Source organism: Variovorax sp. GW821-FHT10B04 (genome assembly GCF_059415645.1).
Map to the genome: position 1 here is coordinate 126,493 of NZ_JBWKNQ010000005.1, position 21,324 is coordinate 147,816.

A 21,324-nucleotide genomic window follows, 5' to 3' on the forward strand; every position below is an offset into this window, starting at 1 on the left:
TAAAGAGCACACATGCTATATCAGCAAGGCGCGTGCCCGACATGGGGCAAAACCTCGGAATCGGACAAAGAAAAAGCCTCCCGGCTTGCGCCGGGAGGCTTTTCATACATTCGATCGAAACTGGCTTACGCCAGTCGTTGATCAGAACGAGTGACGGATACCGAAGTCGTAGCCGGTCGAGCTCTTGGAAGCGCCAGCAGCGTAGCCGCTCGTAGCGGTCAGACCGAAAGCACCGAACGAGTCCTTGTTCTTCGTGTAAGCAGCGGTAGCGTACAGAGCCGTGCGCTTCGACAGGTTGTGCACGTAGCCGATAGCGTACTTGTTAGCCTTCGGATCCGGAGCGTTGTCGAACTTCGCCTTGACGGTCGACCACGAAGCGCGAATCAAGCCAGCACCGATCGGAGCGGTCACGCCGATCAAAGCACCGTCAAGATCAACACTGTCCGAACCAAAGGTAGGCTGGACCGAATTGAAGTCGGTCGTCACACGCGACAGTTCGCCGAAGATCTTGACGACGCCGAGGTCGTAGGAAGCACCCAGGTTAGCAGTCTTGTTCTTGGCACCGTTGGTGGCCGACACGTCGGTCACGGTCGATTCGCCGTAAGCAACAGCAACGTCCAGCGGGCCGTTGGCGTAGCCGAAGCGAGCGCCAGCGTACTGGGTAGCCTTGCTGTTGTAGGTCGTGTTGTCGTCGGTCTTGAGGTTTTCATGGAAGCCGTATTGGGCTTGACCATAGAAACCACCCAGGTTCGACGGCAGGAAGTAAGCGACCATGTTGTTGGCGCGAACGTAGTTCGAGTTGGCTGCGGTGCCGTTGGCGAGCAACACAGCGCTGTTCGCTGCAAAGATCGCGCTGGTGCCGACGCCGTTGGTGCCGAACGGATCGAACACGGTGTCGTTCCAGAACGTAGCGGTGTAGTCGCGGCCGATACGGATTTCACCGAAACCGCCCGACAGGCTCACCGTCGAACGACGGTTGAAGAGTTGCGACGACGAGGTAGCCAAGCTACCAGCGCCGGCGGTGCCAGCGTCGTTGCCCAGACCGGCTTCCAGCCAGAAGCTAGCAGCCAGACCACCACCGAGGTCTTCCGTACCACGGAAGCCCAGACGGCTGGAGTTGTAGCCCGAGTTGGTTTGTTGCCACGAGCTGGTCTTGGCGCCAACGTTGGGCTTGTTTTCGTAGTAGCTGACGCCTGCGTCAACGATACCGAACAGGGTGACGGACGATTGAGCCGAGGCCATACCGGCAACCGCGAGGGTAGCCAGAGCAACTAGAGATTTTTTCATTGCAAGTTTCTCCAAGGTTAAACATAGGGCTCCGGTGCAGAGGATTGACTTGCTTCACACAAGTGAACCCACCGGACCCCGGGCCAACCTCCTTTTGGGAAGTTGTTGCTATTGCACCAGAGGCGCTGCACCAGAGCAAAAGAATTCACCTGAAAAGCCCAACGGATCACAGCTTCCGTTGCAGTCGTGCAACACGCGGAGGCGACTTGATCTTCCGCAATATGAAAAGATTCAGCAGCTTCGCAAGTGAACACCCAGCGCTTCAGCGTGAAAGAATAGAGAGATGACGCGCTCCCTCGACCCTCTATTGCAAGCAGCGGACTCTGCACTGCGCACCGTGTTCGCCCGCCCCAATGCCACGCGGCCGGCTCCGGAACCCATCGCTCCACCCGGTCGCCTGACTGAAAGCGAGCGAAAGCACTCCGGAGCGCTCATGCGCGTGAATCATGTGGGAGAAGTCTGTGCACAGGCGCTGTATACGGCCCAGGCTGCAGTCACCAAGGATGCAAGGCTGCGCGTACACCTGCTCGAGGCAGCTCACGAAGAAACGGATCATCTGGCATGGACTCGTCAACGCCTGGACGCGCTGGGCGCCAAACCTTCAATGCTGAATCCGGTCTGGTACGCAGGCGCCTTTGCTCTGGGACTCGTCGCCGGAAAACTCGGCGACCCCTTGAGCCTGGGCTTCGTTGCCGAAACCGAGCGCCAGGTCGAAGCACACCTGGACAGCCATCTCAGTCGATTGCCCGGCGGTGACACGGAGTCGCGCGCCGTGGTTCTGCAAATGAAAATCGACGAAGCGCGACACGCATCGGCAGCTGTGGACGCGGGCGGCATTGAGTTGCCTCCACCCGCCAAGGCACTGATGCGCGTGGCATCCAAGGTGATGACGACGGTCGCGCATCGAATCTGAGAAGCAACGCGCGATCGGCGCTTGCTTTCAAGCTTCGATCAGATCGAAGCTCGTCGTGATCTCTGCCATCTTCCCGAGCATGATGCTGGCCGAGCAATAGGTTTCATGGCTCAGAGCGATCGCACGCTCGACGGCCGCAGCCGGTAACCCCTTGCCGACCACAGTGAAATGCATATGGATCTTGGTGAACACCTTGGGATCCTTGGGTGCTCGCTCGCTCGTGAGCTTGACGCTGCAACCCTCGACCTGATGTCGGCCGCGCTTCAAGATCAACACGACGTCATAAGCCGTGCAGCCGCCCGTTCCGGCGAGAAGCAGTTCCATCGGGCGAGCCGCCAGATTCTGGCCGCCATTCTCCGGCTTGGCGCTGTCTTGCGCGCCATCCATCACAACGACATGTCCGCTGCCGGTCTCCGCGATGAAGCCCATCGCCGAGCGTGCGCCCGTCTGTCCGGTCCAGCTTACTGTGCATTCCATATTCGATCTCCGAGGGCGAAATCAGCGCTAAGGCCGCGATCCGCCTGACTTTGTGTGTGGGAAAAACATCGCTCCTTGTTGCATTGCAACAAACAGTCGGTATACTTTAGTCCATCGCTCATCCACTGGATGGGCATCGTTTGTCTCCTCCACCCTCTCAATTGGTGGATTTAGCCCCAGACCGCAAGGTCTGGGGCTTTTTTCTTGGCCGTGCGAAATCACCGACTTGACGGGCGCGGCGCTCATCAGCGGACTCGGCGATCCAGCCGTTCATCAAGGCTGCCCGGTCCAAGAACGGAGCGCATCTGCAGCCACGGAAAAAGCGTCCGCCCCGGGCCTCTTATCATCGACGCCAGTCATTGGTGAAAAGTCCCCCCTTGAAAACAGCCGAGAACTCGCAAGGTCCTGCCACGCTCACGCCCGCGGACTACCTGAAGAAAATCCTGAACGCCCGCGTCTACGACGTGGCGGTGGAATCAACGCTCGACCACGCGAGACAGCTGAGCGCGCGACTTCACAACACCGTGCTTCTCAAGCGCGAAGACCAGCAGCCCGTATTCAGCTTCAAGCTTCGCGGGGCTTACAACAAGATGGTCCGCCTGAGTCCGGAACAGCTGGGCAAGGGTGTGATCTGCGCCTCCGCCGGCAATCACGCGCAAGGCGTTGCACTCGGAGCACGCAAGCTCGGCACGCGCGCAGTGGTGGTCATGCCGGTCACGACCCCTGGACTCAAGGTCGATGCCGTCCGCGGTTTTGGTGGTGAAGTCGTGCTGCATGGCGACAGCTATTCCGACGCTTACGCTCATGCGCTCGAGCTGCAGGCCGCCCAGGGCCTGACTTTTGTGCATCCGTTCGATGATCCCGACGTCATCGCCGGGCAAGGCACGATCGCCATGGAAATACTGCGGCAGCATCAAGGGCCGCTCGATGCGGTGTTCGTCGCCATCGGCGGTGGCGGCCTGATTTCCGGTGTCGCCAACTACATCAAGGCCGTCCGCCCCGAGATCAAGGTGATCGGCGTACAGATGAATGACTCCGACGCCATGATGCAGTCGGTCGCGGCACAAGAGCGCGTCACATTGGCCGACGTGGGACTGTTCTCGGATGGCACGGCCGTCAAGCTCGTCGGCCAGGAAACCTTTCGCATCACGCGCGAACTTGTCGACGAATTCATCACGGTCGACACCGATGCCGTCTGCGCGGGCATCAAGGATGTGTTCATCGATACCCGCAGCATCGTCGAGCCCGCCGGGGCCTTGGCGGTCGCGGCGATCAAGCAATATGTCGAAACGCACGGCAAGCGCGGCGAGACCTACGCCGCCATCCTGTGTGGCGCCAACATGAACTTCGACCGGCTGCGATTCGTCGCGGAACGTGCCGAGGTCGGTGAGGAACGCGAGGCCTTGTTCGCTGTCACGATCCCCGAAGAGCGCGGCAGCTTCAGGCGCTTCTGTGAAATCGTGAGCCAGTTGCCCGGGCCGTCGGGTGCGTCCGGGGCGCCGCGCAGCGTGACGGAATTCAACTACCGCATCAGCGACTCGAAAGAGGCGCACGTGTTCGTCGGCCTGACGACGACGGTGCGCGGCGAGTCGGCCACCATCGCGCAAACCTTTGCGGCGCAGGGTTTTCGTTCGCTCGACCTGACCCACGATGAGCTCGCCAAGGAGCACATCCGCCACATGGTCGGCGGACGGAGCGGGTTGGCGCATGACGAACGGCTGCTGCGCTTCATATTTCCTGAACGCCCCGGCGCGCTTCTCAAATTCTTGAGCCTGATGCGGCCGAACTGGAACATCAGCCTGTTCCATTACCGCAACCAGGGTGCCGACTACGGCCGCATCCTGGTTGGCTTGCAAGTCCCGAACACCGAACACGCGGAGTTCGACGAATTCCTGCGGACGCTGGGCTACCCGTTCATCGAAGAAACCGCGAATCCCGTCTACCAGCTATTCCTGAAGCGCTGATCAGCGCGACGGCAGTGGCGCCGGTGGCGTCATGGCTGCCAATGGCCGCGTCGGGAGCTGCAGCGTGAGCGCTGCGGGCGCATCGATGCTCGCACCCAGTGTGGCTTGACGCACACCGACCGACTGAAGCACGTAGCCCTCGCCCACCGACATGCCCACGCGGAACGGGCGCGCCGGCTTGCCATCGACGGCAATCAATGCGGCGCCGCGCTGCGCGCTGTCGGCGATCACGCCCATCAATGCGAAGCGGCTTGCCGCGTCCGGCTGGTTCTTGACGACGGCCTGCGCCGGCAGCACGCCGAACAGCTGCGCGACGGCTGCGGAATCGATGGCCGACACGGGCGGTGCAATGACCGCAGGGGGCGCAAGCCCGTCGTTGGGTGCGGAGAGCCGCAGCCCCCAGAAAACGACGCTGGCCGCGGCCAGCGCCCACAAGCCAAGGGTGGCGGAGGCCGCAGGCCAGCGAGCGGGGGCATAGGGAACTGACATAGGCGCGGATTATCATTCAGCGCACGCGATCAGACGCGCTTCCTTCACGTACCAACGCCATTTCTCATGCCATCTTCCAACCGCTCCGGTTCGCGCGCACTGCAGCGCGGCTTCACACTGATTGAATTGATGGTCGTGCTGGTCATCATCGGCGTGCTGGCGGCCCTGATCGTGCCCAACGTCATCGGCCGCGCGGACGATGCCCGCGTCACTGCGGCACGCACCGACGTGAACAATCTCATGCAGGCGCTCAAGCTGTACCGGCTCGACAACCAACGCTATCCAACCGGCGAACAAGGACTGCAAGCCTTGCTCACCCGTCCGACCACCGGGCCGGCGGCTCCGAACTGGAAGCCGTATGTCGAAAAACTGCCCAATGATCCGTGGGGCCGCCCTTATCAATACCTGAACCCCGGCATCAAGGGCGAGATCGACGTGCTCTCACTCGGCGCAGACGGTCAGCCGGGCGGCGAGGGCAACAATGCAGACATCGGCAGTTGGCAGTAGCCGGATCGTCCCGCGCAGCCGCGCTGGCTTCACGCTGCTCGAATTGCTGGTGGTGATCGCCATCATCGCCATGGCGACCATGGGCGTCGGCTTCGCGATGCGCGACGCCGGCCAGACGACGCTCGATCGCGAAGGCGAAAGATTGGTGGCCCTGCTCGAATCCGCGCGTGCGCGCTCCCGGGCCAGCGGCGCTACCGTGCGCTGGCACCTCACGCCCGAAGGCCCGGGCGCCTTCGCATTCGATGGCCTGCCGCCCGAAGCATTGCCCAACGAATGGATGTCGACCGGCATCGGCGCGCAGCCCATCGCGGCCGACGGAACCGCCGTGCCGGCACTGCAGCTCGGACCGGAGCCGATCATTGCTGCGCAACAGCTGGTCTTGACGAGCGTCGGCCCGCCGGCGCGCGAGCTGCGCATCGGCACCGATGGCTTGCGGCCTTTCGCGATCGTCTCGCCATGACGCACCGGGCTTCCCGCGGTTTCACGCTGATCGAGGTGATGGTCGCGCTGGCCATCGTCGCCATCGCGCTGGCGGCAGGCACGCAGGCGACCGGCGCCCTGTCCCGCAATGCGCAACGGCAATCGGACTCGATGCTGGCGCAGATCTGCGCCGAGAACGAACTGGTGCGCGCCCAGTTGTCGCTGCAGATGCCGCCGATCGGCGACGTCGGCCGAACCTGCACGCAGGCCAACACCAGTTTCGGCGTCACGGTGTCGACCACCGCCACGCTAAACCCGAGCTTTCGCCGGGTCGACGTGCAGGTGCGCGACGTCGACAACTATTCGATCATCCGCATCTCGACCGTGGTGGGCCGCTACTGATGACGCGGCGCGCCGACCGGGGCTTCACCCTGATCGAACTGATGGTCGCGATCGCCGCGATGGCGATCCTCGCGCTGATGAGCTGGCGTGGCATCGACGGAATGATGCGTTCGCAGACGCTGAATCGGGACCGCAGCGACGCGGTGCTCACCGCGCAGGCGGCGCTGGCGCAGTGGAGCGCCGATCTCGACGGCAGCCTGGTGCTGACCCAGACGGCGATCATCCCGGTCGATTGGAACGGGCGCGTGCTGCGCCTGACTCGACGCGCCAACGACGGCGTGCAGTCCATCGTGCAGGTGGTCGCATGGACGCAGCGGAACGACGGCGCGGGCACGTCGCGCTGGTATCGCTGGCAGTCGCCCGCGCTGCATACGCGTGGCGACTGGCAGCAGGCCTGGACCCGTGCCGCCGCCTGGGCACAGGACGGAGGGGACAACACGGGCGGTACGCAGATCGCACTGATGCCGTTGCAGAGCTGGTCGCTGCTCTACTTCGTCAATGGGAACTGGGTACCCGCCGAGACCGTCAGCCTGAGCACGACGACGCGGATTCCGAACGGCATCCGCCTCGTGCTGGATCTGTCGCCGGGAGCGTCCCTGGCCGGCGAGATCACGCGTGACTGGATGCTGCCGACCTACACGCCGCTGCCGGCAAGATCATGAAGCTGCATCGCAACGCCCCGCGACGCCAGGCTGCCGCCGCTCATCAATCAGGCGCGGCACTGCTCATGGCGATGCTCACCGTGACGCTGGTTGCCACCTTTGCCGCGGCCGCGCTCTGGCAGCAGTGGCGCTCCGCCGAGGTCGAAGCGGCCGAGCGTGCGCGCATGCAGTCGGCCTGGGTGCTGATCGGCGCACTCGACTGGTCGCGGCTGATCCTGCGGGAAGACGGTATCGCGCAAGGCACGGTCGACAATCTCACGGAACCCTGGGCGGTGCCGCTCGAGGAAGCCAAACTCACCGCCTTTTTGTCGGCCGACAAGAACATCGCCAGCGATTCGCTCGACGGCCTGCCCGACGCCTTTCTGTCCGGTCGCATCGTCGATGCCCAGTCGAAGCTGAACGTGCGCAACCTGGTGACCGCCACGGATTTCGCGCCGTCCCCCAAAGACGTGGAAGCCTTCAAGCAGCTGTTCTCGTTGCTCGGCCTGCCGTCCCAGGAAGTCAATCTCCTGACCACGAGCGTGCAACAGGCGGTCGCCGTGTCGACCCAGTCGACATCCAGCGGCGACAGCAGCAGCAACAGCGGAGGCAACGCACCTCTGATGCCACTTCAGGAAGATCAACTCACGTGGTTCGGGCTGTCGCCTTCGACGGTTGCAGCCCTCGCGCCTTACGTCACGGTGCTGCCGGAGCGGACCCGTCTCAACATCAACACGGCAAGCGCCGAAGTGCTCGCCGCGAGTGTTCCGTCGATTGGCATGGCAGGCGCCAAACTGCTGACCTTGCGACGCATGAGCACGGTCTTCAGCGATCTGGCGGCCGCCAACAGCCTCTTCCAGAATACGACGGCATTCAACGACACCGACTACGCGGTGTCGACCAGCTACTTCGAAGTGCTGGGCCGGCTTCGACTCGACGACGTCTGGGTCGAGGAACGGTCCTTGCTCTTGCGCGTAGCCGGATCTGCGCGCAGTGCAGCTCCGACGATCATCTGGCGCCAACGTGGTGCAGGCACCACGACGGTGGAGACCAAACAGTGAGCTGTCAATACCATGTCTTAATCATGACCCATGGATTTTTGATCGCCGATGCTGCAGTGCCCATCGGATATACATTCTTTGCTATTGAATAAGTAGCATTCGGTACCTTCCCGCCTCCTACAATAGCGACCCTCCAACAAGACCCATGGCTGTGCTGCTCGTCACCATTCCCCTGCCGCCCGCGCCTGCCGGAGGCGAATACGGCTGGGCTTCCTGGTCCGGCGACGGCCGGCAGCTGCGCGCCAGCGGCAGCGCCGTTCCAGCCCTCCTGCCCAGCGGCAACGAGGTGACGCTCGGCGTCCCCGCTGCCGCACTGTCGTGGCACCAGATCACGCTGCCGCAGGGCAGCATGAGTGGCGGCGTGCGCCTGCGCTCCATGCTCAACGGCCTGCTCGAAGACCGCTTGCTCGACGATCCCGAGCAATTGCATTTCGCACTCGAACCCGGCGCGCGTACTGGAGTCCCCGTCTGGCTTGCAGCCTGCCAGCGCACCTGGTTGCGCAACGCCGTGCAGGCGATCGAAGCCACGGGCCGTCGGGTGACCCGCATCGTCCCCGAGTGGGCACCACAGCCGGCCGACGCCTCGACACTGGTTTTCGCCACGGGTGAGCCGGACGACGCGCGGCTCACCGTCTGCGATGCCAGCGGCGTCGCGACCCTGCCGCTCGACATCGGCAGCCTGAAGCTGCTGGGCACGCTGCCGCCCGACACGGTCGTGACCGCCGAGCCCGCCGTGGCGCAGTTGACCGACAGCCTGTTCGAACGGCCGATACCGATCGCCACCGCCGACGAGCGCTGGTTGCAGGCCAGCCAGTCGCCGTGGGACCTTGCGCAGTTCGACCTCGCATCCACCGGCCGCGCCCGCGCGGGCAAGAAGTTCGCGTCGATCACGGCCAGCCTGTTGCATGCGCCCCAGTGGCGCGCCGCACGCTGGGGCGCACTCCTGCTGGTGCTCGCGCAGCTGATCGGCGTGAACGCGTGGGCCTGGAAGGAGCGCAATGCACTCGAAGCCAAGCGCGCCGCGGTCCGCAACATCCTGACGCGGACCTTCCCGTCGGTGCAACTCGTCGTCGATGCACCCGTGCAGATGAGCCGCGAGGTAGCCGCACTTCAACAGGCGACCGGAGGCCTCGCGGCCTCCGACTTCGAACCGATGCTGGCCATGCTGGCGGCCAGCCTGCCACCCGGCCGCGTGCCCACCGCCATCGACTACAACGCCGGCCAGCTGCGCCTGCGTGGCCTCGGACTTCAGCCAGCCGATACGCAGCGCATCGCCGGCGCCCTCTCGTCGCGTGGCTACAGCGCCCGCAGCGAGGCCGACCTGCTGCTGGTCCAGGCGGATGCCGCACGATGAACAGACTCGACGCCCTCAACACACGCCGCAAGCTCTGGTGGTCGCAACTCGCGCCGCGCGAGCAACGCATGGTCGCCATCGCACTGACGCTGGTTGTCCTGGCGCTCCTCTGGTGGGTCGCACTCGCACCCGCATTGCGTACGCTGACGGAAGCACCGGCTGCACACGCACAGCTCGACGCGCAGTTGCAGCAGATGACCACGCTGCAGGCACAGGCCAAGTCCCTGCAGGGCCAGCCGCGGATCAGCCGCGAAGACGCACTGCAGGCGCTCGACGCATCCGTCAAGCAGAACCTCGGCCCGAACGTGCAGATGCAATCGGCCGGCGGCAACGAAGGCGTTACCGTCAGCGTACGCGCCTCACCTGCGGACGGCATGGCGCAATGGCTTGCACAGGCGCGCGGCAACGCACGTGCCGTGCCGCGCGAAGTGCACCTGACGCGCAGCCAGAGTGCGTCGGCCACACCCGCCGCGCCCGCATTAGGCAAACCCGCGTCTCCACCCCAGGTGGCGGCAGCCGACGCGCCTCGCGCTCCGAATTGGGACGGCACGCTCGTGATGAGCCTGCCCGCACGCTGAAGGCGCCACGCACGCATGGTCGCTCGCACGCTCCCCCCCGTTGCCGCTCGTCACGGATGGCGCTGGGCCATTCTCGGCATGGTGCTCGGCGTCGTGCTGGCGCTGGTGGCGTATGCGCCGGCACGCTGGCTCGCCGCAGGTGTCGACCGCTGGACCACCGGACACCTGAAGCTCGTCAATCCGCGCGGCACCGTCTGGAACGGCACGGCCAATCTGGTCCTGGCCAGCGGTGTCGGCGGCGCCGAGGCGATATCGGTGCCTGGCCGCTTCGGCTGGACGCTGCGCCCGCGCTGGGACGGAATGGCCGCCGTGCTCGACCTGGCGTGCTGTGCACCGCAGCCGCTGGGGCTGATCGCCCGGCCTCGCAGCGGCGGCATACAGCTCGCGCTCGGCGACGGGCAGTCGCGCTGGCCGGCGGCGATGCTGGTCGGCTTCGGCGCTCCCTTCAACACGCTCAAGCCCGAAGGCACGCTCGACCTTTCGACGCGATCCTTCTCGGTACAGCTGAACGGCCAGAAAGTCGCCATGACTGGCCTGGCCACGCTCGACGCCACCGACATCTCCTCGAGCCTGTCGACCTTGCGGCCGATGGGCAGCTACCGCGTGACACTCGAAGGCGGCGCTGCCACCAGCCTGCTGCTCACGACGCGCGACGGCAGCCTGCTGCTCAATGGCAGCGGCTACTGGACCGGAACGGCCATGCGCTTCAACGGCGAGGCCAGTGCAGCGCCGGGCCGTGAGAGCGCGCTTTCGAATCTGTTGAACATCATCGGGCGGCGCAACGGTACGCGCTCGCTCATCACACTGGGTTGACCATGAAGAATCCTTCGCACGGCGTTCGCATCGGCCTTGTCGCACTCGCGGCGCAGTTGCTGATCACGACCTGCATTCCGCCGGCCTTTGCACAGGACGCCGGACCACGGCGCGGCGAGCCGATCACGCTGAACTTCAGCAATGCCGAGATCGAGTCCGTCGCCCGCACGATGGCGGTCGTGACCGGGCGCGACGTGGTCGTCGACCCGCGCGTGAAGGGCACGATCAACCTGCAGACCGACCGCGCGATCGCGCCGGCCGCTGCCTTCAACCAATTCGCGGCGGCGCTGCGCCTGCAGGGCTTCGCGATCGTGCAGGCCGACGGGCTCTACAAGGTCGTGCCCGAAGCCGATGCCAAGCTGCAGAGCAGCACGGTCGCAAGCTCGACCGGTGCGGCCGCCGGCATGAGCGGCAACCAGATCGTCACCCAGGTCTTCAAGCTCAACTACGAGTCGGCCAACAACGTGCTGCCGGTGCTGCGCCCGCTGATCGCGCCCAACAACACCATCAACGTGAATCCCGGCAACAACTCGCTGGTGATCACGGATTACGCCGAGAACCTGCAGCGCCTCGCGCGCATCGTGGCTTCGCTCGACGTGCCCAACGCGTCGGACATCGACGTGATTCCGCTGCGCTACGCGATCGCGGCCGATCTCGTGCCGCTGATCACGCGCCTGCTCGAAGGCGGCAGCAGCACCACAGGTGCCGGCGCGGCACCGGCCGCACCCGGCGGCGCCGATGCATCGTTCCGGACCTCGCTGCAGGCCGATCCGCGCAGCAATGCACTGATCCTGCGGGCAGCCAATCCGGCGCGCGCGCAACTCGTGCGCTCGCTGATCGACAAGCTCGACCGCCCGGCGATCGACAGCGGCAACGGTGCCGCGGGCAACATCTATGTCGTCTACCTGAAGAATGCCGACGCCGTGCGCCTGGCCACCACGCTGCGGGCCGCCATCGCGAGCGACGCGCGCGGCGGCACGGGCGGCACCGGCTCGAGCGCCGGCACGTCGCAGCAGAACACGTCGGTCAGCACGCCCACGAGCCAGAGCGCGACTTCCAGCGGCACGACCAGCACGGCCGCCACGTCGGCACTCAACAACGCGAATCAGCCGTCCACCGGTGGCCAGATCCAGGCCGACCCGTCGACCAACTCGCTGATCATCACGGCACCGGAGCCGCAGTACCGGCAGCTGCGCGCCGTGATCGACAAGCTCGATGGCCGACGCGCGCAGGTCATGGTCGAGAGCCTGATCATCGAGGTCAACGCCGACAAGGCCGCCGAGTTCGGCGTGCAGTGGCAGTCGGCCATCGGCAGCACGGGCGCCATCGGCACCAATTCGAGCCTGGCCGGTACCAACATCTTCAACCTGACGTCCGCCACGTCCAGCACCGGCGTGGCCCAGCAGCCGTCGAGCGGCCTGAACATCGGCCTGGGCGCAACGGTCGGCGGCGTCAGCGTGCTGGGTCTGGTGGCACGTGCACTGCAGAGCAACAGCGAAGGCAACGTGCTGTCGACGCCCAACCTGCTCATGCTCGACAACGAGGAAGCCAAGATCGTCATCGGCCAGAACGTGCCCTTCGTGACCGGCCAGTACACCAGCACCAGCAGCAGCACGAGCACGGTCAACCCGTTCCAGACCATCGAACGCAAGGACGTCGGCCTGACGCTGCGCGTGCGTCCGCAGATCAGCGAAAACGGCACCGTGAAGATGACCGTCTTCCAGGAGGTGTCGAGCGTGGTTGCATCGACCGTGAACAACACCAATGGCCCGACGACGAGCAAGCGCTCGATCGAGTCGAGCGTGGTGGTCGGCGACGGCAGCATCATCGTGATCGGCGGGCTGCTGCAGGACGAGTATTCGCGCAGCGACGAGAAGGTGCCCGTGCTCGGCGACGTGCCTGTGTTCGGCAACCTGTTCAAGAGCCAGACCCGCAGCCGCACCAAGACCAACCTCATGGTGTTCCTGCGCCCGGTGGTCATTCGCGACAACGCGTCCGGCGAGGTGCTTGCGGAAGACCGCTACGAATCGATCCGCGCCATGCAGAGCAACGTGCAGGCCGACAACGCCAACGTGATGATGCGCAACGTGCCGACGAGCATCGTCCTGCCGCCGATGCCGCCTTCACCCAGCGGCACCAGCCGCCGGATCGAGGGTACGCGGCTGATTCCGCCGCCGCTCGGCGACATTCCGATGCCGGTCGTCCCGCCGCTCAAGGGCACGCTGCCGCCGACGGCGGACCCATCGACCCAACGCGAACTGCCCTGATGCGCTATCCCCTGCCCTACGCCTTCGCCCGCAGCCAGCAGCTGCTGCTGGAAGAAACCGACGACGGCAGTTTCACGCTCTGGATGCCGCAGACGCCGCCGCGCAGCGCGCTCGGCGAGGTGATGCGCAAGTTCCAGGTCAAGACCTTCGAGCCGCTGCCGACCGAGCAGCTCGCGCAGCGCATCAGCGCCGCGTACGCACAGGGCGAATCGAACGCCGCGGCCGTCGTGAGCGAAGTCCAGAACGACGCAGACCTGTCGCGCATGATGCAGGAGCTGCCCGCCGTCGAGGACTTGCTCGCCAGCGCAGGCGACGCGCCGATCATCCGCATGCTGAATGCGCTGCTCACGCAGGCGGCGCGCGACGGCGCCAGCGACATCCACATCGAACCGTACGAGCGGACATCGTCGGTGCGCTTTCGCATCGACGGCACGCTGCGCGAAGTCGTGCAGCCCAACCGTGCGCTGCACGCGGCGCTGATCTCGCGGCTGAAGATCATGGCCGACCTCGACATCTCCGAGAAGCGGCTGCCGCAGGACGGCCGCATCTCGCTGCGCATCGGCACGCGCGCGGTCGACGTGCGGGTGTCGACGCTGCCCAGCGCGCACGGCGAGCGCGCGGTGCTGCGGCTGCTGGACAAGACCGAGAGCAAGCTCACGCTCGAATCGGTCGGCATGCAGGGCGAAACGCTCGCACGCTTCGAGAAGCTCATCGGCCAGCCGCACGGCATCATCCTGGTGACCGGCCCGACCGGTTCCGGCAAGACGACGACGCTGTACGCCGCGCTGAGCCGGCTCGACTCGTCGAGCAGCAACATCATGACGGTCGAGGACCCGATCGAGTACGAACTCGCGGGCGTCGGCCAGACCCAGGTCAACGCCAAGATCGAGCTCACCTTCGCGAAGGCGCTGCGCGCGATCCTGCGGCAGGACCCGGACGTGATCATGATCGGCGAGATCCGCGACTTCGAGACCGCGCAGATCGCGATCCAGGCCTCGCTGACCGGCCACCTGGTGCTGGCCACGCTGCACACCAACGACTCCGTCAGCGCCATCACGCGTCTGACCGACATGGGCGTCGAGCCCTTCCTGCTGAGCTCCTCGCTGCTGGGCGTGCTCGCGCAGCGGCTGGTGCGCCGGCTCTGCCCGGTGTGCGCCACGGCATCGCCGACCGGCGGCATGGAACCCGTGGGTTGCGATGCCTGCGGACAGACCGGCTACCAGGGACGGACCGGCATCTTCGAGCTGCTGGTGGCCGACGACGCGGTGCAGTCGCTGATTCACAGCCGCGCGCCCGAAAGCCAGATCCTCGCCACCGCCGAGCGCGGCGGCCTGCATTCGATGCGCGAAGACGGCGAACGCCTGGTGGAAGCCGGCGTCACGTCGCGTGCCGAGTTGCTGCGCGTGACGCGCGACTGACCGCAAAGACAGCGAGGACGACGCCATGCCCGCCTATTCCTTCGAAGCCGTCGACGCCCAGGGCGTCGCGCGCAAGGGCGTTCTCGAGGCCGATACCGCCCGCAGCGCGCGCGGCATGCTGCGCGTCCAGAACCTGATCCCGCTGGAAGTCACGCTGGTCGGCAACGTGGCCGGCCAACCGCAGACGGCCAGCATCTGGCGGCGCTCGATCGGTGGCGGACGGGTGTTCAACGCCACCGGGCTGTCGGTCTGGACGCGGCAGATCGCAGGGCTCGTGTCGTCCGGGCTGCCGCTCGAACGCGCGCTGACCGCGCTGACCGACGAAGCCGAGAGCGAGCAGCAGCGCAACCTGGTCGCCTCGCTGCGCGCCGAGGTCAATGCGGGCTCGCCGTTCGCACGCGCGTTGTCGCAGCATCCGCGCGAGTTCTCGCCGATCTACACCGCCGTCATCGGCGCCGGCGAACAGACCGGCAACCTGGGCCTGGTGCTCGAACGCCTGGCCGACGACCTGGAAGAGCGGCAGGCGCTGCAGCAGAAGCTGATCGGCGCGGCGCTGTATCCGGCCATCGTGACGCTGGTCGCGATCGTGATCGTGATCTTCCTGGTGAGCTATGTCGTGCCGCAAGTCGCGAACGTGTTCGCGGGCACCAAGCGCGCACTGCCTTTCCTTACCGTCGCGATGCTCTCGCTGAGCGACTTCGTGCGCAGCTATGGCTGGGCGATGTTGATCGCGCTGGTCGGCCTCGGGTTCTTCGCGAAGGTGGCGCTCGCACGCGATGCCTTCCGCGAGAAGTTCGATGCGGCCTGGCTGCGCATCCCGCTCGTCGGCAAGCTGGCGCGCGGCTACAACGCGGCGCGCTTTGCCAGCACGCTTGCGATGCTCGCGACGGCTGGCGTGCCCATCCTGCGGGCGCTGCAGGCCGCCGCGGAAACGCTGAGCAACCGCGCCATGCGCGCGGACGCGCTCGATGCGCTCGTGCTGGTGCGCGAAGGCGCGCCGCTGGCCTCCGCGCTGGCGCAGAAGAAGCGCTTTCCGGGCATCGTCTCGATGTTCGCGCGGCTCGGCGAACAGACCGGCACCTTGCCGCTGATGCTGCAGCGCGCCGCCAACCAGCTCGGTGCCGAAGTGCAGCGCCGCGCGATGCATCTCGCGACCATCCTCGAGCCGCTGCTGATCGTGGGCATGGGCGGCGTGGTGATGCTGATCGTGCTGGCGGTGCTGATGCCGATCATCCAGCTGAACCAGTTCGTGAAGTAGCGCCATGGCCGCGACGCTCGAAGACAAGCTGGTCATCGCGATCTCTTCGCGTGCCCTGTTCGACTTCGAAGAAGAGAACCGGATCTTCGACGCGGCCGATCCAAGGCCGTACATGCAACTGCAGCAGGACCGGCTCAAGGTGCCTGCCAAGCCGGGCGTCGCCTTCTCGCTCGTGCGAAAGCTGCTCGACTTCAATTCGGGCAGCGCGCGGCGTGTCGAGGTGGTCATGCTGTCGCGCAACGACCCGGTCAGTGCGCTGCGCATCTTCCATTCGGCGAAAGAGGCCGGCCTCCAGCTGGAACGCGGCGTGTTCACGCAGGGCCGCGACCCGTTCAAGTACCTGAGGCCGCTCGGTGCGCATCTCTTTCTGTCTGCCAACGAAACGGACGTCGCCGAGGCCTTGAAACTCGGCTTTCCCGCGGCCCGCGTTCTGACGGAGTCGGTCACGGCCGGCATCAACTACCCACGGGAGCTGCGCATCGCATTCGACGGCGATGCCGTTCTCTTCTCCGATGAAGCGGAGCGCGTCTACCAGGCCGATGGACTCGCGGCCTTCCAGACGCATGAGACCGATAACGCGGCGCTTCCGCTGTCCGGCGGGCCTTTCAAGCCGCTGCTCGCAGCCCTGCAACAACTGCAGCAGCAAGCCGACGTGTCGGGCATGCGCATTCGGACGGCACTGGTGACGGCTCGCAGTGCGCCAGCCCACGAGCGCGCCATCAACACACTCATGAACTGGGGCCTCGCCGTTGACGAGGCGATGTTCCTCGGTGGCCTTGAAAAAGGCCCGTTCCTGCGCGAATTCGAACCCGACTTCTTCTTCGACGACCAGACCGGTCACGTCGATGCCGCCGCGCGGCACGTGCCTTCGGGCCACGTGTCGAGCGGCATCAGCAACCCGCGCTAACCCCCCAGCCGAGCCGCCCCGAGGCGCGCTGTCGCTGCGTGCCGACGGCACGCGGCGTGCCCGCGTTCGCCCGTATGTCGCGACGCAAACAACGCTGCGTTGTCATCGATGCTTAACGGCACGGTCACGTGCGGCCCATAAGCTCAATTCCACCAATTTGCAACAACGCAAGGAAATGCACATGGCCTACGTTCGTCTTCACATTCCGACAGCACGCCGACAGCGGCTCGCGTTTGCCGCCACGCTGGTGGCCTTCACCTGCGCACTGGCCGCCTGCGGCGGCAGCGACAACGCTGCGACACCCACGACACCAACGACTCCCACCACACCGACCACGCCCGAAACACCCGCGACGCCCACCACGCCGGACACCACCGTCAAGCCCGTCATGCGCTGCGCGCCCTGACATCCACACACCCACGAGACGACCATGACTTCACGACGCAACTTCCTGCGCGGCACGGCCTCCGCCGGTATCGCCGCCGCAACGCTCGCCGCCTTTCCGCCCGCCATCCGCCGCGCGCTGGCCATTCCGGCCAACAACGCGACCGGCACGATCATGGATGTGGAACACATCGTGATCCTGATGCAGGAGAACCGGTCCTTCGACCACTATTTCGGCACGATGATGGGCGTGCGGGGCTTCGGCGACCGCTTCACGATTCCGCTGCCCAAGGGGCTGAACGTCTGGCAGCAGAGCGATGCCAATGGAAAGCCGATCCTCCCCTACCACCTCGACGGAACCAAGGGCAACGCCCAGCGTGTGAGCGGTACGCCGCACTCGTGGAGCAACGGCCAGGACGCCTGGGACGGCGGCCGCATGTACCAGTGGCCGCGCTACAAGAACACGGCCTCGATGGGCCACTACAAGGAAGCCGAGCTGCCCTTCCAGTTCGCGCTCGCCAATGCCTTCACCGTGTGCGACGCCTACCACTGCGCGATGCACACCGGCACCAATTCCAACCGCATGTTCCACTGGACCGGCACCAACGGGCCGACGGGCGCCAACGTGGCGACCGTGAACAACGAGTGGGACGACATCGGCCCTTCCACACTGGGCTACACGTGGAAGACCTATCCGGAGCGCCTGGAAGAAGCCAAGGTCAGCTGGTTCATCTACCAGAACATGCCGGAGAACTACACCGACAACCCGCTCGCCGGATTCAAGCAATACCGCAAGGCGAACGAGGCTTCGGGCAAGCCGGTCAGCCATGACGATGCCGTCGTTTCGCCGGCCTACGACCCGGCCAGCGACGAAACCGGCAACCCGCTTTACAAAGGCATTGCCAACACCATGCCCGACGGCGGTCTCCTCGGGACCTTCAAGCAGGACATCCTGAACGGCAAGCTGCGCCAGGTCACCTGGATCGTCGCACCCTCGACCTACTCGGAACACCCCGGACCGTCGAGCCCGGTGCAAGGCGCCTGGTACATCCAGGAAACGCTGGACGCGCTCACCGCCGTGCCGGAGGTCTGGAGCAAGACCGTGCTGATCGTCAACTTCGACGAGAACGACGGCTACTTCGACCATGTCCCGTCGCCCGCCGCGCCGTCGCTCGGCACCGACGGCGTCACGCCCGCCGGGCTGACCACGCTGACGGACAGCGAAATCGCCTTCGAACGCTTCACGCACGTGAGCCCGCCGGGCACCACGGGCCAACCCGCCCCGGACAAGCGTGTGTACGGCCCGGGCGTGCGCGTGCCGGCCTACGTCATCTCGCCGTGGAGCCGCGGCGGCTGGGTCAACTCGCAGGTCTTCGATCACACCTCGGTGCTGCGCTTCATCGAGGCACGTTTCGGCGTCAAGGAAACCAACATCAGCCCGTTCCGCCGTGCCGTGTCCGGTGACCTCACCAGCGCCTTCAACTTCGCGACGCCCAACAGCGAAGTGCTGCCGACGCTGGCTGGCCGCAAGAGCAAGGCGGACGCGGACACGCTGCGCGCCCAGCAACAGGCGCTCGCGCAGATCGTGCCGCCGACCACGCAGCAACTGCCGCAGCAGGCCACGGGCACGCGGCCGTCGCGTGCGCTGCCCTACGAGCTCCACGTGAAGGCCAAGGCCGACGCGACGGCGGGCACCGTGAAACTGCAGTTCGCCAACACTGGCAAGCAGGCCGCGGTGTTCCATGTGTACGACAAGCTCAACCTCGATCGGCTGCCGCGCCGCTACATGGTCGAAGCCGACAAGACGCTGGAAGACAGCTGGACGGTCGCCACCGACAACGCCGGCCTGTACGACCTCTGGGTGCTGGGGCCGAACGGCTTCCACCGCTACTTCAAGGGTGACCTCAATGCGCTGCGTGCGAGCGGAGCCGCCAATCCCGAAGTGAAGGTCTGCTATGACATCGCCAACGGCAACGTCTACCTGACGATGACGAACACGGGCAGCAAGGCCGCCAAGTTCACGATCCGCGCCAAGGCATACCGCGACGATGGCCCGTGGACCGCCACGGTCGCCGCAGGCGCCTCGGTCGATCAGCACTGGGAGCTCGCGGCCAGCGGCCAGTGGTACGACTTCATCGTGAGCAGCGACGCCGATGCGAGCTACGTGCGCCGCTTTGCAGGCCGCGTCGAAACCGGCAAGCACACGGTGAGCGACCCGGCGATGGGACTGGGCGACCTCTGAGTCAAGCCATCCCCCGCCCGTGCGCGTCGCGCATCGGGCGGGGTTTAAGCGTGGCCTAAGCGCAGGCGCGCGACCCGCGGCTAGGATGGCACATCGCGCCGACGAGCGCTCACGATGGCTGCACACCGATGTCCTCAGGCTCTGCGCGTTCTGCGTCCTTCCTTTCAGCGCTGCGCCGCATCGGCCGGCTGGCGGTGCCCTACTTCCGCTCCGAAGACCGATGGAAGGCGCGCGCCATGCTCGCCGCGGTCGTGGCGCTGAACCTCGGCACCGTCTACGTGGCGGTCCTGCTCAACGAGTGGAGCCGGGTCTTCTACGACGCCCTGCAGGCCAAGGACCAGACCGTGTTCTGGACCCAGTTGGCGCGGTTCACCTATATCGCGATGGCCGGCATCCTGGTGGCCATCTTCAAGTTCTACATCACCCAATTGCTCCAGATGCGCTGGCGCGCCTGGATGACGCGCAACTACCTGAGCCGCTGGCTGGCCAACAAGACCTTCTACCGGCTGGAGCTTGCGCGCTATGCGAGTGCGCCTTCCACGGCTGCAGGCGACGCCACGCCCGACAACCCCGACCAGCGGATCCAGGAGGACATGCAGCTCTTCACCGACTACACGGTGACGCTGTCCATGGGCATCCTGAATGCCGTGGTGACCCTGGTGAGCTTCATCGGCATCCTGTGGGTCGAGTCGGGCCCGCTCTCCTTCACGCTGGCGGGCACGGCGATCACGGTGCCCGGCTACATGGTCTGGGTTGCGCTGATCTATTGCGTGGTGGGTACGACCATCACGCACTTCATCGGGCGGCCGCTGATCGGCCTGAACTTCCAGCAGCAGCGCTTCGAAGCCGACTTCCGCCATCACCTGGTGCGGGTGCGCGAGCACAGCGAGGCGATCGCGCTCGACCGCGGCGAGACGGTCGAACACGGCCAGCTCGACATGCGCTTCTCGGCCGTGCTGCGCAACTACCTGCAACTGATCCGCCAGCAGAAGAATCTGGTGGCCTTCACGTCCTCGTTCGCGCAGCTGGCGGTCGTGTTCCCCTTCTTTGCGGCGGCGCCGCGCTTCTTCAGCGGCGCGATCCAGTTCGGCCAGTTGATGCAGATCTCGCGCGCCTTCGGCACCGTCCAGGACTCGCTGAGCTGGTTCGTCGACAACTACGACCGCGTCGCCGTATGGCGCGCAACCGCCGATCGCCTGACCAGCTTCGATGCCGCGATGAACGCGCATGCCGAGAACGCCACGCCGCCATTGCTGCTCGCCCCTGAAAGCGGAACCGCCGATGGCCTGCGGGCCGATGGCCTGGACATCGCCTTGCCGGACGGCACCCGGCTGCTGCACGACGCGTCGCTCACGGTGCGCCCGGGTGACAGCGTGCTGCTGCAAGGCCCGTCGGGCAGCGGCAAGTCGACCCTGTTCCGCAGCTTCGCGGGGATCTGGCCCTTCGCGAGCGGCCGCCTGCAGGTACCGCCGGACGCCATGTTCATTCCGCAACGGCCCTATGTGCCGGACGGAACGCTGCGCGATGCGCTGGCCTATCCGCGTCCAGCCTCGGACTACAGCGATGCGCAGCTCACGCAGGCGCTCGACGACGCGCTGCTGCCCGGGCTCTCGGCACGGCTCGACGACAGCGACTCATGGGGCCAGAAGCTGTCCGGCGGCGAGCAGCAGCGTCTGGCCATCGCGCGGGTTCTGCTGCGCCAGCCGAAATGGCTGTTCGCCGACGAGGCCACCAGCGCGCTCGACCCCAAGGCCGAAGAGACGCTGTACGCGCGGCTCTCCGCCGATGTCAAGGCACGGAACGGCGCGCTGGTGTCGATCGCGCACCGGCCTTCGGTCGGTACCTTCCACGACCGGCGCTGGACGCTGGTGCCGGCCGGCGACGGCGCCGCCGCGCGCTACACGGTCGAAGCGACCTGAGCCCGGCCGACCCGGACGCGCCG

General features: G+C 65.9%; 20 protein-coding genes. 17 read left to right on the forward strand and 3 right to left on the reverse strand.

The features are described 5' to 3' along the window. Nucleotides 1-141: 141 nt before the first annotated feature. Nucleotides 142-1,287, reverse strand: a complete 1,146-nt coding sequence (locus AC07PZ_RS14575; RefSeq protein ID WP_495295822.1) for a porin — start codon at nucleotides 1,285-1,287, stop codon at nucleotides 142-144. 283 nt (nucleotides 1,288-1,570) lie between these two features. Between AC07PZ_RS14575 and coq7 the strand changes: the two genes are divergently transcribed. Next, complete coding sequence (coq7, locus tag AC07PZ_RS14580; RefSeq protein ID WP_495295823.1) at nucleotides 1,571-2,200, forward strand: 2-polyprenyl-3-methyl-6-methoxy-1,4-benzoquinone monooxygenase; 630 nt, start codon at nucleotides 1,571-1,573, stop codon at nucleotides 2,198-2,200. A gap of 27 nt (nucleotides 2,201-2,227) precedes the next feature. Here coq7 and AC07PZ_RS14585 read toward each other — a convergent pair whose 3' ends face one another. Further along, nucleotides 2,228-2,677: an OsmC family protein gene (locus tag AC07PZ_RS14585; protein WP_495295824.1), complete on the reverse strand. Its 450-nt coding sequence runs from the start codon at nucleotides 2,675-2,677 to the stop codon at nucleotides 2,228-2,230. Between the two features lie 377 nt (nucleotides 2,678-3,054). Between AC07PZ_RS14585 and ilvA the strand changes: the two genes are divergently transcribed. Next, complete coding sequence (gene ilvA, locus AC07PZ_RS14590; RefSeq protein ID WP_495295825.1) at nucleotides 3,055-4,641, forward strand: threonine ammonia-lyase, biosynthetic; 1,587 nt, start codon at nucleotides 3,055-3,057, stop codon at nucleotides 4,639-4,641. Here ilvA and AC07PZ_RS14595 read toward each other — a convergent pair whose 3' ends face one another. Next, a complete protein-coding gene (locus AC07PZ_RS14595; protein ID WP_495295826.1) occupies nucleotides 4,642-5,130 on the reverse strand; it encodes a type II secretion system protein N in 489 nt (162 codons plus the stop codon). It abuts the gene before it with no gap. A 66-nt stretch (nucleotides 5,131-5,196) separates the two neighbouring features. On the opposite strand from AC07PZ_RS14595, the gene gspG reads away from it, so the two are divergent. The 15 genes from gspG (at nucleotide 5,197) to AC07PZ_RS14670 (ending at nucleotide 21,301) form a co-directional block, all read left to right on the forward strand. Then, a complete protein-coding gene (gene gspG, locus AC07PZ_RS14600) occupies nucleotides 5,197-5,637 on the forward strand; it encodes a type II secretion system major pseudopilin GspG (protein ID WP_495295827.1) in 441 nt (146 codons plus the stop codon). Further along, nucleotides 5,612-6,097 (forward strand): pilus assembly FimT family protein, encoded by a 486-nt coding sequence (locus tag AC07PZ_RS14605; protein WP_495295828.1) that lies wholly within the window; start codon nucleotides 5,612-5,614, stop codon nucleotides 6,095-6,097. Before gspG ends, AC07PZ_RS14605 begins: the two co-directional genes overlap by 26 nt. Further along, entirely contained in the window at nucleotides 6,094-6,459 is a 366-nt protein-coding gene (gene gspI, locus AC07PZ_RS14610) for a type II secretion system minor pseudopilin GspI (RefSeq protein ID WP_495295829.1), read from the forward strand. The genes AC07PZ_RS14605 and gspI overlap by 4 nt, the downstream gene beginning before the upstream one ends. Then, a complete protein-coding gene (locus AC07PZ_RS14615; RefSeq protein ID WP_495295830.1) occupies nucleotides 6,459-7,121 on the forward strand; it encodes a PulJ/GspJ family protein in 663 nt (220 codons plus the stop codon). Before gspI ends, AC07PZ_RS14615 begins: the two co-directional genes overlap by 1 nt. Next, a complete protein-coding gene (gspK, locus tag AC07PZ_RS14620) occupies nucleotides 7,118-8,161 on the forward strand; it encodes a type II secretion system minor pseudopilin GspK (RefSeq protein ID WP_495295831.1) in 1,044 nt (347 codons plus the stop codon). Before AC07PZ_RS14615 ends, gspK begins: the two co-directional genes overlap by 4 nt. A 145-nt stretch (nucleotides 8,162-8,306) precedes the next feature. Beyond that, nucleotides 8,307-9,515 (forward strand): type II secretion system protein GspL, encoded by a 1,209-nt coding sequence (gene gspL / locus AC07PZ_RS14625; protein WP_495295832.1) that lies wholly within the window; start codon nucleotides 8,307-8,309, stop codon nucleotides 9,513-9,515. Continuing rightward, nucleotides 9,512-10,093, forward strand: coding sequence for a type II secretion system protein M (locus AC07PZ_RS14630; protein WP_495295833.1), 582 nt, complete (start codon nucleotides 9,512-9,514; stop codon nucleotides 10,091-10,093). Before gspL ends, AC07PZ_RS14630 begins: the two co-directional genes overlap by 4 nt. 15 nt (nucleotides 10,094-10,108) lie before the next feature. Further along, a complete protein-coding gene (gspN, locus tag AC07PZ_RS14635; RefSeq protein ID WP_495295834.1) occupies nucleotides 10,109-10,906 on the forward strand; it encodes a type II secretion system protein N in 798 nt (265 codons plus the stop codon). A 2-nt stretch (nucleotides 10,907-10,908) separates the two neighbouring features. After that, nucleotides 10,909-13,173 (forward strand): type II secretion system secretin GspD, encoded by a 2,265-nt coding sequence (gspD, locus tag AC07PZ_RS14640; protein WP_495295835.1) that lies wholly within the window; start codon nucleotides 10,909-10,911, stop codon nucleotides 13,171-13,173. Then, nucleotides 13,173-14,591, forward strand: a complete 1,419-nt coding sequence (gspE, locus tag AC07PZ_RS14645; RefSeq protein WP_495295836.1) for a type II secretion system ATPase GspE — start codon at nucleotides 13,173-13,175, stop codon at nucleotides 14,589-14,591. Before gspD ends, gspE begins: the two co-directional genes overlap by 1 nt. A 25-nt stretch (nucleotides 14,592-14,616) precedes the next feature. After that, nucleotides 14,617-15,849: a type II secretion system inner membrane protein GspF gene (gene gspF / locus AC07PZ_RS14650; protein WP_495295837.1), complete on the forward strand. Its 1,233-nt coding sequence runs from the start codon at nucleotides 14,617-14,619 to the stop codon at nucleotides 15,847-15,849. 4 nt (nucleotides 15,850-15,853) lie between these two features. Further along, nucleotides 15,854-16,756, forward strand: a complete 903-nt coding sequence (locus AC07PZ_RS14655) for a 5'-nucleotidase (protein WP_495295838.1) — start codon at nucleotides 15,854-15,856, stop codon at nucleotides 16,754-16,756. Between the two features lie 181 nt (nucleotides 16,757-16,937). Next, nucleotides 16,938-17,162 carry a hypothetical protein gene (locus tag AC07PZ_RS14660; RefSeq protein WP_495295839.1) on the forward strand — a complete coding sequence of 75 codons (225 nt, stop codon included), beginning with the start codon at nucleotides 16,938-16,940 and terminating at the stop codon, nucleotides 17,160-17,162. A 24-nt stretch (nucleotides 17,163-17,186) separates the two neighbouring features. Next, complete coding sequence (locus AC07PZ_RS14665) at nucleotides 17,187-19,382, forward strand: phosphocholine-specific phospholipase C (protein WP_495295840.1); 2,196 nt, start codon at nucleotides 17,187-17,189, stop codon at nucleotides 19,380-19,382. 128 nt (nucleotides 19,383-19,510) lie between these two features. Beyond that, nucleotides 19,511-21,301 carry an ABC transporter ATP-binding protein/permease gene (locus AC07PZ_RS14670; protein ID WP_495295841.1) on the forward strand — a complete coding sequence of 597 codons (1,791 nt, stop codon included), beginning with the start codon at nucleotides 19,511-19,513 and terminating at the stop codon, nucleotides 21,299-21,301. Nucleotides 21,302-21,324 lie beyond the last annotated feature (23 nt).